This window comes from Aquimarina sp. AD1, from assembly GCF_003443695.1.
In the GTDB taxonomy this organism is placed as follows: domain Bacteria; phylum Bacteroidota; class Bacteroidia; order Flavobacteriales; family Flavobacteriaceae; genus Aquimarina; species Aquimarina latercula.
The window spans coordinates 2,163,373-2,176,178 of record NZ_CP031966.1 but is presented as its reverse complement, the minus strand read 5'-3'; the positions used below and the strand labels follow the sequence as shown (position 1 = coordinate 2,176,178).

Sequence of the window (12,806 nt, the reverse complement as noted above, 5' to 3'; positions counted from 1 at the left end):
ATATAGGTATGATTTTTAGTATTTGATAATTATATAAGAGAATACTCTTTGTTTATTGCGAAAAAATCATAAGTGGTGTACTTTTAAATAAGAATACCTTAAAGTCTATTCAAGTACATTTTTAGAATTAATTAATTTTATATCCTTTATCTAATTCTATTTACGAAAACGATATAGTAACACACACAAAAATAATTTTATGTATAAAGAACTAACAACGAGTAATAGGATTTTGATGGGACCTGGACCATCAGATGCACATCCTAGAGTACTTAAAGCAATGTCTACACCATTAATTGGGCATTTAGATCCAGAATTTGTAACCATTATGGATGAGGTTAAAACGATGGTACAAGATACTTTTATGACTAACAATCATATGACTTTTGTAGTTTCTGCTCCCGGTAGTGCTGGTATGGAAACTTGTTTGGTTAATTTGTTAGAACCTGGAGACGAAGCTATTATTTGTATCAATGGAGTTTTTGGTGGTAGAATGGCAGATATAGCCGAAAGATGTGGCGCTAAAGTACATAAAGTTGAGGTAGCTTGGGGAACAGTGATCACTCCAGAAGATATAAAAAAGGCCTTGGACATATGCAAAAAACCAAAATTAGTAGCACTTGTACATGCAGAAACTTCTACCGGAGCTTTACAACCTTTAAAAGAAATTAGTGATCTGGTTCATAATGCTGGTGGATTATTAATGGTAGATGCTGTAACTTCTTATTGTGGTATGGAACTAAAAGTGGATGATTGGAATATAGATGCAATATACACTGGTACACAAAAGAATTTAAGTGCCCCTCCAGGTTTATCACCTGTAAGTTTTTCTGATAATGCGCTAAAAGCACTAGAGAATAGAAAAACAAAGGTGCAAAGTTGGTTTTTAGATTTAAGTTTAGTTAAAAACTACTGGGGAGGTGCTAAACGTGCTTATCATCATACTGCACCAGTTTCTTCGGTATACGCTTTAAGAGAATCGCTAAGAATCGTATTAGAGGAAGGTTTAGAAAACAGATGGAAAAGACATCAAGAAGTACACGAGGTTTTAAAAACAAAACTAGAATCTTTAGGATTTAGATATTTAGTAGAAGAGCAATATCGATTACCCAATTTAAATGCAGTTTTTTTACCAGAAGGAAATGATGAAGCAATATTGCGTAAAAAGTTACTGACTAAATATAATATTGAAGTAGGAGGTGGTTTAGGCGCTTTCGCAGGAAAGATATGGAGAATAGGAATTATGGGGGAGAGCTGTACACATAATCACGTAAATATGTTGGTTAGTGCATTGCAAGATATGAAAGAATTTAAAAGCTGATATATCAATTGTAGTGTATAGAGTTTCACTGAAAACAGGGTGTGATTTAAGGTTGATTTTCTTGATTTTTGTGTAAATAAATTAGTTCACACATTTTTTAATCTCTTAAAACCTTATTCAATGAGTTCTATTAGTAATGACCAAATGGTAGTAGAAATTTTAAACTTTTTTTATCCTAAGAATACAATCTCAGAACATGATGTATCAGATCAATTAGGTGATTTGGCGGCAGAAATGTATGCAGAAGCATTAGAGGCTTCTGCTGCAATGCATTTAGTCCCAAGACCTACGTATACTCCATCAATGTCTTGGTTAGTAAAAGAAGGTGTGAAAGCTTTCTGGAGATCAAGAGGAGAGGATGAAATATATGAATCCGTAAGAGCTACAGTCGCGCTTAAATATAAAAGTAAACATCAGATGAGTAAATTGGGAATTTAAAAAGAAAGAGGCACTTCTATGAAGTGCCTCTTTCTTTTTAATGAAATAAAGCTTTTTTATTTTGTATACTTATCGCTATAGCGTTTCCATAGTTTTGTTTGGTGACTTTCTAAACTGATATCTCTTCCTTGGATAAAGGCTTTTTCTAACTGATTGGTTCTCATGTCTAAAGCATCTCCAATACTTATAAATAAAGTAGCATCTTTACCAACTTCTAAGGTGCCTACGATATTATCAATGCCTAAAATTTTAGCACTATTACCAGTAATTAGCTGTACAGCCTTTTCTTTATCTAATCCGTGAGCAGCCACAGTTCCAGCTTGGAAAGGGAGGTTACGCGCATTGGCGCGTTCCATCTGACCGCTGTTTTGTAATGCTACTAACACACCTGCATCTACCAATAACTTTGCATTTTTATATGGCAAATCATAATCATCATCTTCATAATTTGGTGTAGAGTGTGTTCTTGTAAGTAGTACAGGAATGTTTTGTTGTTTAAGCTGTTCGGCTACTTTATAAGCTTCATCACCTCCTACCAATACTACTTTTTTAAGTTGTTGTTCTTTAGCAAAACGCAATACATCCAAAATAGCTTTTTCCGCTCCAACATGAACAAATAAGGTCTGTGTACCATCAAAAACTTTTTGCATTGCTACATGAGGTAAGTTTTCGTTACTAGTGTTCGATTGCATAGTAGCTTTGGCTTGATTCATATAATCTGCTAGAGCAGTTACCTGTTCCTGATATTTTTTATTAGGTTTAAATCCAGGATCTTCTCCTAGCCACCATCTACCTCTAGTAAAAGGACTTGGCCAATTCATATGGATCCCATCATCAGTTTTGATCGCCGCATCTTCCCAATTCCAAGCATCTAATTGTACAATAGAAGAAGTGCCAGAAATCCATCCGCCACGTGGTGTGGTTTGCGCAATCAATACACCATTTGGACGCATACTTTCTACAATTTTACTTTCTGCATTGTATGCTATAATACTTCGGATGTGTGGATTAAAACCTCCAATTTCACTATCATCATCGGTAGCTCTTACGGCTCCGATTTCAACCAACCCTAAGGTAGAATTAGGTGCTATAAATCCTGGGTATATATGTTTTCCAGTTGCATCAATTGCTTTTCCTTTGGTAGCAACAGTACCATTGGTACCAACAGTAGTAATTTTACCATTTTCGAAAATAATAATGCTATTGGCAATCACTTCTCCATTACCGATATGAGCAGTAGCTCCGGTAATAGTAATTGTTTCAGTCTGGCTTTTTGCCGGAGTTTGTTGTGCAGTTACACTTCCGAATGTAACCATTAGCAACAATAATATATATGATATTTTTTTCATTTTGTAATCGGTGTTTAGTGAATGTGTTCTACAGTATCACAGTGAAAATGTTGTTTTTCTTTTTTCTTAGGCGGCTGTGTTTTTAATCCACTATTTTTTGCCTTTAATAACATGGTAGACAGCTCGTTTCTTTCATCAGCAATTGATTTCCGCATAGCTTTATCTTTTTCTAAATCAAAATAAGTAGCTCCATCGATCAACGTTTTTTCCGCTTTGGCATATATAGAAAGAGGGTGATTCGTCCATAAAACAACATCTGCATCTTTCCCTACTTTAATACTTCCTACACGATCATCAATGTGTAACATTTTTGCTGGGTTTAGCGTAACAAATTTCCAAGCTTCTTCTTCACTAACTCCTCCATATTTCACGGATTTTGCAGCCTCTTGATTTAATCGTCGAGACATCTCACCATCATCACTATTAATAGCAACAAGTACTCCTTGATTATACATAATTGTAGCGTTATAAGGAATGGCATCATTTACTTCATATTTATAAGCCCACCAGTCAGAAAAAGTAGATCCAGCCACGCCGTGTTTAGCCATTTTGTCTGCAACCTTATATCCTTCAAGAATGTGAGTAAAGGTGTTGATTCTAAAATTGAATTTTTCTGCCACTTTCATCAGCATATTAATTTCACTCTGCACATAAGAGTGACAGCTTATAAAACGTTTGCCATTGAGGATTTCAACTAAGGTTTCCATTTCTATATCTTTTCGATATGGCTTTCCACTATTTTTTAGTTTTTCATATCGCTTAGCACGTGTAAAATAATCTACATACAATTGTTCTACACCCATACGAGTCTGTGGGAAACGTATTCTTTCTGCATCTCCCCAATTACTTTGTTTCACATTTTCTCCTAAGGCAAATTTGATAAACTTAGGTGAGTTATTGAAAATAAGATTTTCTGCACTTTCTCCCCATTTTAATTTTAGGATTGCTGATCTACCACCAATAGGGTTAGCCGATCCGTGTAATATTTGGATAGAAGTTACGCCACCTGCAAGATTTCTATACATATTAATGTCATCAGGTGAGACCACATCCTCTATTGTTACTTCTGCAGTTGAATTATGGCCAGCTTCATTAATTGCTGCTGCTGCGATATGAGAATGCTCATCAATAATACCGCTAGTTAAATGTTTTCCAGTAGCGTCTACAATTCTAGCATTTCCAGCATTTAGATTTTTTCCGATCCCGGCAATTTTTCCATTTTTGATTAAGACATCAGTTTCTGTCAGAATTCCATCGACTTCGTTTGTCCATACAGTGGCATTTTTGAATAATATGTTTTCAGATTTAGGAAGTTTACTATTTCCGTAGGCGATATTTGGATAGGTTACTGGCAGTACCTTTGGGGTCTCCTTTTTGTCTTCAGATTTTTTTCCATCTTTTTTAGCAGCATCTTTTGGCTTTTGTTTTGCCGTAAAAGTTGTCTCTGATCCGTTTGGCAAAATCGCCTTTCCGCTCCAAAATTTAGGGTTTTTATTAATTGCAGTTACTATTCTAGTATATTGAGTTTTTGTAGTATCAGCGTCCGTAAAAGTAAGGGATACCCAATCATTAGTGTATGTCATTTTACTTCCTAATTTAGTTTCTCCAAGTTTTACTTCGGCCTTTGGTTTAGCAGGTTTTCCCGAAATGGATACATCATACGTTTTTCCGGCAAGTGTTAGTTCATATGCACCATTGATATCCGTGGTATTCATATCATTAACAATGTTTTTATGTCCCTGTACCCAATTTTCATAGATAATATTATCCTTGGAAAATAACTCTTGACTAGTAATTAAAAAATTAGCATATGCCCCTTTTTTAAGAGTTCCTAGTACATCACTTTTTCCTAAGATCTGAGCAGGAACTGTAGTCAACGCTTCTAATGCAGTTTTTTTGTCTAATCCGTGCTTGATTGCTTTTTCGATTCTTGCATTGAGATCAGCAATCTTTTTTAGCTTGTGTGTAGTTAGTGAAAATTGAACTCCATTTTTAGCCAAAATAGATGGGTTTGTCGGTGCTTGGTTCCAATGGCGCATATCACCTAAGCTTACTAGGTTAGCCATATACGGGTCAGATACATCATAAGCTTCGGGAAAATCAAGCGGAATTATATATTTGGCATTGGTAGCTTTTACTTTATTGATTCTAGCATATTCGTCACCACCACCAACGATGATGTATTGAATATTAAATTCGTCACCTACTTTATCGGCTCTAAAACCATTAATTCTACTTCCTGCTTCAAAAATTTGAGGTAAGTTTTTGTTTTTGTTCAAAGCTTCTATAGATAGATCTTTATAATCTGTATCATTAGTGGTGTACCATTTGGCATCTAAATATACTTGTCTTAGCAGTGCCATCGAACCCATTAGTGATGTAGGGTACATTTGTTTGCTTTTATTGCTTTTTGAAAAAGAAAGTAATTGTGATGATGCATCACTTAATAAACGATCACCTTTGGTGCCATCATTATTAAGAGCGACTAATAAACCGGTTCCTCTCATAATTCCATCAGGCATATGAGTATTTAATGTTCCAAATCCAGCTTTGATAAATTCATCAGCCTTTTTCTTGTCATAAGTAAAATCATCTAATGAATTTGTTTCTGGACGGATATGGTCATTCCAATAATATCCTTCTCTAGAAGCATCATATTGAGGATTGCTTCTAAAAGAACCTCCTTGTCTTTTAGGCTTTTTAATTCCGAAGCTAGTAAAAGGATCAATGAAGGAAGCATATATGTGTTTCCCTTGCAGATCAATTACAATACTATTTTTAGGAATGGATAATCCAGTACCTACTTGTTGAATTTTACCTTTTTGTATAATTAATGTGCCATTAGTAATCTCTGTTCCAGGAGATGTGTGAATGACAGCATTCGTAAAAACAGTATAATTAGAATTAGACGTCTTAACACCGTCATTTTTTGGGAAATATTCTTGAGCATAAAAATTAAATCCCATAAATATCACAGCAAGTGATAAAAATAGTTTTTTCATAAGAGTTAGTGTAAAAAATGAATTGGTTTTAAAGATAACTTTTGCTACAGAAAGACCTTGCAAATTAGTAATTTTTTAACAAGGAACAGGAAATTTTGAATTCTACAATTACAGATACATTATAACTTATCCTTATAATAGTTTACTAGTAATGCAACTACATAGCTATACGTTTCCATACCTTTTGGTTGATTATTAGCCTTAAGATAGCTGTCGTATGTACTTTTAAAAATAGGTTCTAGTGGATTTTGATAACTCATCCAAAAGTCATTCACTTCTTTGTAATTTTTTAATATTCCGGGTCTTAGTTTTTCGATCAAGCAAAATGCTTTTTGCTCGTCTCTAAGGTAGAGGTCATTAAGACAGAATTTAAGAGCAAAAGTGGTTCCACTATAGTTGAAATAAGGATCATTAAAATTCATAGTGGTTAAAGCCGCGATAAAATTAGCTTCATTTTCTTTTGCAAATCCTAATTGGTGTGCTTCTTCATGGCAACTAGTGGTCGGAGCTTTATAATTAAGAATTAATCCATTTACTTGGGCTTCATTGGTAATAGGATTTAAATATCCACTAAACCCCATATATGTTAAGGGAATACTCAGTAAAGATTTTTTAATACTTTTTGGAGAATATCGAAGGTTAGGAATTACTTCATTAATTTGTTCGTAGGCGGGAATTGTTTTTTCGAATATTTCCTCTTTGTCATAAGGCATTACTATTGATAGAGAGTCATCGGATTCTAAACTTTCATGTATAGAATTAGCGCGTTTAATAAGTTTTTCAGAGACCATTAAAAGTTCAGCTTCACTGTATTGATCTTCAATTTCTAATATTTCGTGCATTGGTAATCTATAATAGTTCATTCCCCATAACAAATGAAAAGCGGCATATACTATAGATATGGTAGCACCTACATCTAACAATATTTTTTTCCATTGAACTTTTTTTCGAAATACTTTCTTAAATAAAAAACGAATCAAAAGAATAATTAAAATACTATACCCTATATCACCAAAAGAAAAAGGAATCCAACCAAATACATATCGCAAGGCTTTAGAGGTGTAAACAAAAACTCCATTACTATAAAAACGATCTATAAATTCTGGAAAGAAAGAAAGAATTTTGATAATTATAAACTGAACTGGTAAAAGAAAAGTAAGGTATAGTTTTGTTTTAGATTGCATGTAATGAAATATATCAGATTGTAAATCTACAACATTTAATATATGATTTGAATTAAGATTATCATAATGTACATTTGCCAAAAACACAATACATATATGAATTCAGAAATAAGAAACCTAGAGCCTAAGAAACTTTGGAATAAATTTGCGGATTTGAACGCTGTACCAAGGCCTTCTAAAAAAGAAGAGCGAGTAATTGCTTTTATGAAAGATTTTGGTACGTCTCTTGGGTTACCGGTAGAAGTAGATGAAGTAGGGAACGTTTTGATAAGAAAACCTGCTACTTCTGGCATGGAGAATAGAAAGACTGTAGTGATGCAATCTCATCTAGATATGGTACATCAAAAAAATGCTGATACGGTTTTTGATTTTGATACTCAGGGAATAGAAATGTATGTAGATGGTGATTGGGTACGTGCTAAAGGAACTACTTTAGGAGCTGATAATGGATTAGGTGTAGCTACTATTATGGCTATTCTAGAATCTAGTGAATTATCACATCCTGCAATCGAAGCATTGTTTACCATTGATGAAGAAACTGGAATGACCGGAGCAATGGGATTAAAACCAAATTGGTTACAAGGAGATATTCTACTTAACTTAGATACAGAAGAAGATGATGAAATTGGAGTTGGATGTGCAGGTGGTGTAGATGTAACTGCAGAGAGGACTTACAGTCAAGAAGATACGCCAGAAGGTAAAACAGCATATCAAATTTCTGTGACTGGTCTTAATGGAGGGCATTCTGGAATGGATATTCATAAAGGTTTAGGTAATGCTAATAAAATAATGAATAGATTGTTATTTGATGGTTTTGAGAATTTTGGACTTAGAATTCATGAGATTAAAGGTGGGAGTTTACGAAATGCTATTCCTAGAGAGAGTTTTGCAACAGTTGTTGTTGATACGATACAATCTGAAGCTTTTGAATTTGAAACTTCGGAATTGATCTCTACAGTAAAAAAAGAACTTTCTTTGGTAGATCCAAGCCTATCAATAGAATTGAAGCAGGTTGAACTACCGAGTAAAGTAATGGAATTGGGTGTTCAAGAGGGTGTTTTAAAATCTTTATATGCCGCTCATAATGGTGTATACGTTATGAGTTTATCGATCTCTGATTTAGTGGAAACATCTAATAATATAGCAAAAGTAACGATTGGCAACGGAAATATTAAGATTGAATGCTTAACTAGAAGTAGTGTAGATTCTACCAAATTAGATTTAGTTAATAAGTTACGAGCTACTTTTGAATTGATAGGATGCGAAGTAACAACGGATGGCGATTATCCAGGTTGGGCACCAAATATGGATTCTGCAATATTAAAAGTATTAGATAGTTTGTATCAAAAAATAAATGGAGAAAAAGCTCATATTGCCGCTTGCCACGCCGGTTTAGAATGTGGTATTCTGGGACAGAATTACCCAGATATGGATATGATATCTTTTGGTCCTACGATTTTAGGAGCACATTCTCCAGATGAGAGAGCTAGTATTTCCTCTGTTCAGAAGTATTGGGGATTTGTCAAAGAAATACTAGAAAATATTCCTAATAAATAGTTTTTTAATTTATACTAAAAGAAAAGGCATCTCAAATAAAACTTGAGATGCCTTTTTTATATTATTAATAGATAGGTTTATTGTTTTCCTAAGATCCCAACTAATTCTAGTTCGAAAACCATTTCTGTATTTGGTGGAATTGGAGCTCTACCTCTTTCTCCATATCCTAAATGAGGAGGGACAAAGATAATAGCTTTATCTCCTACTTTCATTTGTTGAACTCCTTCTTTAAAACCAGGAATCATTTTAGCTTCTGGAGAATAAGGAATTTCTAAAGGAACATATCCTTTTGGATGGTCAGCACGACGCTGATCAAAAAGTCCCATTTCTCTTGCTTTTTCTACAAGGTTTGTGTCAAACATTTTTCCATCAGTAAAGGATCCTTGATAGTTTACTTGTACCATATCACTTTGCTTAGGTTGTTCTCCATTTCCTTGTTCTAAAAATAGGATCTCCAAACCACTTTCTAACTTAGTCGCCTTTTTTCTTAATTCAGCGAATTCTGCAGCAATAGCAGGAAACTTTTTAGCTATCTCAGCTTGTCTTTCCTTTTCAATACGTTCTTTCTCTAATTTCTCTTCTTCTAGCGCCTTTAGTTTATCTTCAAAAGCCGCTTTAGAATCAAATGCTTTAGCATCTTTTCCTTTACGAATGATATTAACTTGTTCCATTCTTATTTCAGATACAGGTTTGTCTCCAGGTTTAGTTTCAGTGACACCAATACTATCCACGATATCCTGACCAGAAACGATTTCTCCAAAAACAGTATGTTTACCGTTTAACCAAGGAGTTTCTTTTAATGTAATAAAGAATTGACTTCCGTTGGTAGCTGGACCAGAGTTAGCCATAGATAAAATACCTTTAGACTTATGCGTTAATGAGTCTACGATTTCATCCGGAAATTTGTAACCAGGGTCACCTGTTCCTGTTCCTAGAGGATCACCAGTTTGGATCATAAAATCTTTGATAACTCTATGGAAAATAATTCCGTTGTAATACTTCTTTCCTTTATATAAACTATCTACCATAGTGTTCGTTCCTTCTGCTAGAGAAACAAAATTTGCCACTGTCATTGGAGTTTCTTTGTAATGTAATTCAGCTATAGCAGTTCCTTTGTTGGTAATGATTTCTGCATAGATTCCATCTCCAAGTTCTGGGTACTTTTCCTCGCAATTAGTAAATGTAAGGGTGATAAGTGCTAAAAATAAAAGACTTAATTTTTTCATTTTTTTAGTTAAGATTTAATTTTCTTTTGTTGATTGTTTTGTGATTTTATTGAGTTTTACTCTAGATATTAACGGAATATTTGTTCCAATCTTATGATTGTCTCCATAATATCCGTATGCTTGATAGGAAGGAAATAGAAATGTTACTATTTCTCCTTCTTTCATTATTTTTAATCCTTCTCTTAAACCAAAAAATAGATCTTCTTGGTCAATAGCGTAGTTTACAGTGTCTAACTCTTTTTCGCTATATATAGTATCTCCGTTAAGATCTTTGATGTCATAATTGAAATTAACAATATCACCAAATTTAGCAGTACCAGAAGTTAAAGTGTCTTTTTTTTCATAAAAATACCAAAACCCACCTTCAGAAGTGATGTAATTATTAGAAGAATCTTGCTGTATTATTTTTTGTATCCTAGCTTCTTCCCGTGCGCTAAGTTCTTTATTTCGATTAATAGATTCATTAATAAACGATCCTGACGAAATACTTACGGGTTTTCTTGCTTCTGGTGCTTTACAAGAGAAAAATAGCGTTAGGAAACTTATGGATAGGAGAAAATATCTCATGAATTCAGGGCATTTTTATAAGACGGTAAGATACTAATAAATTTCTCAACAGTTTCGCCTAGAGAAAGATTACTTTTTCCTCCAGCAGCATTATGATGTCCTCCTCCTTCAAAGTGGTTTCTAGAAAATTCATTCACCGAAAATTCACCTTTAGAGCGTAGTGATATTTTTATAATATTTTCGCCTTTGTTTTCTATAAAAATAAGTGCAAAAATAATTCCTTCTACAGATAATCCCATATTAACAAATCCTTCGGTATCACCTTTTTTGAAATTATGATCATCCAATTCTTTTTGAGACAATGTGATGTAAGCAGTTTTGTATTCTGGAAGTACTTTTAAATTCTTAAGTGCTACACCTTGTAATTGTAATCTAGAATAGGTGTTGTTGTCATAAATATTTTCGTGAATAGCAGTGTTGTTAGCTCCACGTTCAATTAGGTCAGCGATCACTTTATGCGTAATATTTGTCGTGGATCGAAATCTAAACGAACCTGTATCTGTCATAATACCAACATATATACAAGTAGCTATATCTGCTGTGATTTTATCCAAATCATCTAGATTTTCAATAAAATGATAAATCATCTGACAAGTTGAACTCATGCCGACATCACTATAGGTATAGGTAGCATAATTATCAGGTTGTTGATGATGATCAATCATAATGAAAGTGGTGTTTGTATGCTCTAACACGCTTTCCATATTTCCAGTTCTGGAAAAATGATTAAAATCTAATGTGAAAATTATATCTGCTTCTCTAATTTTTTTAACTGCTAATTCGGTATCACTATCATATTTAATGATAGAAGATTCACCTGGAATCCATTTTAGAAAACTTGGATAATCATTAGGCGTTATAACTGTAGATGTATGTCCTAAACTTGATAAATAATGATGTAGGGCTAGAGTAGATCCTATAGCATCACCATCCGGATTTTTATGAGGAATAATTACAATGTTTTTTTGAGTGCTTAAAAGCACTTTTATTTCTTTAAACTCACTTGTATTCATAGGTCAGCGAAGATACTATTAATTAATAATATGGTAATACTGGAATGATTACTTTTACCAATATCTAATTGTTTCGAAAAATGAAAACCCCAGTATCTATTTCCTTTTTTATACTATGTATCTTAAATTTTGTCTCTGCTCAAGAAATTTCTCAAAAAGGAAATACTGATTTTACAATAGCTTTTGGAAGTTGTAATAAACAAAATAGTCCTCAACCATTTTGGGAAGAAATTCTAAAGAACGGACCCGATGTTTTTATTTGGGGAGGAGATAATATTTATGGTGATTCTGATGATATGTCTAAAATTGCTGATGATTATAAAATTCAGAATAATAATTTGGGATATCAAAAATTAAAAAGTAAAGTTCCCGTAATGGCCACCTGGGATGATCACGATTATGGCAAAAATGATGTAGGTGCAGAATGGCATAAGAAAAAAGAAAGTCAACAATTATTTCTTGATTTTATGGGCGTAGATAAAGATCATAAAAGAAGACAGCAGGAAGGGATATATGCATCTCATTTTTTTGAAACTTCTAAAGGTAGCATTAAGGTGATGATATTAGATACTCGATATTTTAGAGATTCACTTCGTAAAGATATTACAGGAAAAAAACGTTATGTACCTAATGATAACCTGAAGAGAACAATACTGGGTAAAAAGCAATGGATATGGTTAGAGAAAGAATTAAAATCTAGTCAAGCAGATTTTAATGTCCTTGTTAGTAGTATTCAGTTTTTATCCGGAGAACACGGATGGGAAAGTTGGGCTAATTTTCCGAATGAAGTATTAAAATTAGAAGAATTAATATCAAAAACAGAGGCTAAGAATTGTGTGATCTTAAGTGGTGATCGTCATATTTCAGAATTTTCAAAAAAGAATATATCTACTATTCCTTACCCTTTAATTGATTTTACTTCTAGCGGGTTAACGCATGCATATTCTAAATATAGTGGAGAACCTAATCAATATAGAACTGGAAAAGTGATTGCTATTCCAAGTTTTGGTATCTTAAAATTTGATTTTGACAGGAAATTAGTAACCATGCAAATGCGAGGAACTAGTAACGCCTTACTACAAGAAATAAAACAAGAGTATTTAAAAAAATAGAATAATTAAATTCGATTTTATAAAAGACAGTACTTTC

At 33.4% G+C, this 12,806-nt stretch carries 10 protein-coding genes; 4 read left to right on the top strand and 6 right to left on the bottom strand.

The window, feature by feature from the left end; all coding sequences use genetic code 11:
- Positions 1–199: 199 nt before the first annotated feature.
- Entirely contained in the window at positions 200–1,321 is a 1,122-nt protein-coding gene (locus D1815_RS09635) for an alanine--glyoxylate aminotransferase family protein (RefSeq protein WP_027395619.1), read from the top strand.
- A 120-nt stretch (positions 1,322–1,441) separates the two neighbouring features.
- Complete coding sequence (locus tag D1815_RS09630) at positions 1,442–1,759, top strand: hypothetical protein (RefSeq protein WP_027395620.1); 318 nt, start codon at positions 1,442–1,444, stop codon at positions 1,757–1,759.
- A gap of 56 nt (positions 1,760–1,815) precedes the next feature.
- Here D1815_RS09630 and D1815_RS09625 read toward each other — a convergent pair whose 3' ends face one another.
- The 3 genes from D1815_RS09625 to D1815_RS09615 form a co-directional block, all read right to left on the bottom strand.
- A complete protein-coding gene (locus D1815_RS09625; RefSeq protein ID WP_118386762.1) occupies positions 1,816–3,108 on the bottom strand; it encodes an amidohydrolase family protein in 1,293 nt (430 codons plus the stop codon).
- Between the two features lie 14 nt (positions 3,109–3,122).
- A complete protein-coding gene (locus D1815_RS09620) occupies positions 3,123–6,110 on the bottom strand; it encodes an amidohydrolase family protein (protein WP_118389942.1) in 2,988 nt (995 codons plus the stop codon).
- Positions 6,111–6,229: 119 nt separating this feature from the next.
- Positions 6,230–7,294 carry a DUF3810 domain-containing protein gene (locus D1815_RS09615; RefSeq protein ID WP_027395623.1) on the bottom strand — a complete coding sequence of 355 codons (1,065 nt, stop codon included), beginning with the start codon at positions 7,292–7,294 and terminating at the stop codon, positions 6,230–6,232.
- 96 nt (positions 7,295–7,390) lie between these two features.
- Here D1815_RS09615 and D1815_RS09610 point away from each other — a divergent pair, with 96 nt between their 5' ends.
- A complete protein-coding gene (locus D1815_RS09610) occupies positions 7,391–8,851 on the top strand; it encodes an aminoacyl-histidine dipeptidase (RefSeq protein ID WP_118386761.1) in 1,461 nt (486 codons plus the stop codon).
- Between the two features lie 77 nt (positions 8,852–8,928).
- Here D1815_RS09610 and D1815_RS09605 read toward each other — a convergent pair whose 3' ends face one another.
- The 3 genes from D1815_RS09605 to D1815_RS09595 are packed head-to-tail and all read right to left on the bottom strand — an operon-like array spanning position 8,929 to position 11,657.
- Entirely contained in the window at positions 8,929–10,077 is a 1,149-nt protein-coding gene (locus tag D1815_RS09605) for a peptidylprolyl isomerase (protein ID WP_027395625.1), read from the bottom strand.
- A gap of 15 nt (positions 10,078–10,092) precedes the next feature.
- Positions 10,093–10,644, bottom strand: a complete 552-nt coding sequence (gene gldI / locus D1815_RS09600) for a gliding motility-associated peptidyl-prolyl isomerase GldI (RefSeq protein WP_118386760.1) — start codon at positions 10,642–10,644, stop codon at positions 10,093–10,095.
- Positions 10,641–11,657, bottom strand: coding sequence for a bifunctional oligoribonuclease/PAP phosphatase NrnA (locus tag D1815_RS09595; protein WP_118386759.1), 1,017 nt, complete (start codon positions 11,655–11,657; stop codon positions 10,641–10,643). Before D1815_RS09595 ends, gldI begins: the two co-directional genes overlap by 4 nt.
- An 80-nt stretch (positions 11,658–11,737) precedes the next feature.
- On the opposite strand from D1815_RS09595, the gene D1815_RS09590 reads away from it, so the two are divergent.
- Positions 11,738–12,769 (top strand): alkaline phosphatase D family protein, encoded by a 1,032-nt coding sequence (locus tag D1815_RS09590; protein ID WP_118386758.1) that lies wholly within the window; start codon positions 11,738–11,740, stop codon positions 12,767–12,769.
- Positions 12,770–12,806 lie beyond the last annotated feature (37 nt).

Excerpts from the sequence above, each read along its gene's own strand:
- D1815_RS09635 (WP_027395619.1), top strand. The coding sequence starts at position 200 with ATGTATAAAGAACTAACAACGAGTAATAGGATTTTGATGGGACCTGGA.
- D1815_RS09630 (WP_027395620.1), top strand. The coding sequence starts at position 1,442 with ATGAGTTCTATTAGTAATGACCAAATGGTAGTAGAAATTTTAAACTTT.
- D1815_RS09625 (WP_118386762.1), bottom strand. The coding sequence starts at position 3,108 with ATGAAAAAAATATCATATATATTATTGTTGCTAATGGTTACATTCGGA.
- D1815_RS09620 (WP_118389942.1), bottom strand. The coding sequence starts at position 6,110 with ATGAAAAAACTATTTTTATCACTTGCTGTGATATTTATGGGATTTAAT.
- D1815_RS09615 (WP_027395623.1), bottom strand. The coding sequence starts at position 7,294 with ATGCAATCTAAAACAAAACTATACCTTACTTTTCTTTTACCAGTTCAG.
- D1815_RS09610 (WP_118386761.1), top strand. The coding sequence starts at position 7,391 with ATGAATTCAGAAATAAGAAACCTAGAGCCTAAGAAACTTTGGAATAAA.
- D1815_RS09605 (WP_027395625.1), bottom strand. The coding sequence starts at position 10,077 with ATGAAAAAATTAAGTCTTTTATTTTTAGCACTTATCACCCTTACATTT.
- gldI (WP_118386760.1), bottom strand. The coding sequence starts at position 10,644 with ATGAGATATTTTCTCCTATCCATAAGTTTCCTAACGCTATTTTTCTCT.
- D1815_RS09595 (WP_118386759.1), bottom strand. The coding sequence starts at position 11,657 with ATGAATACAAGTGAGTTTAAAGAAATAAAAGTGCTTTTAAGCACTCAA.
- D1815_RS09590 (WP_118386758.1), top strand. The coding sequence starts at position 11,738 with ATGAAAACCCCAGTATCTATTTCCTTTTTTATACTATGTATCTTAAAT.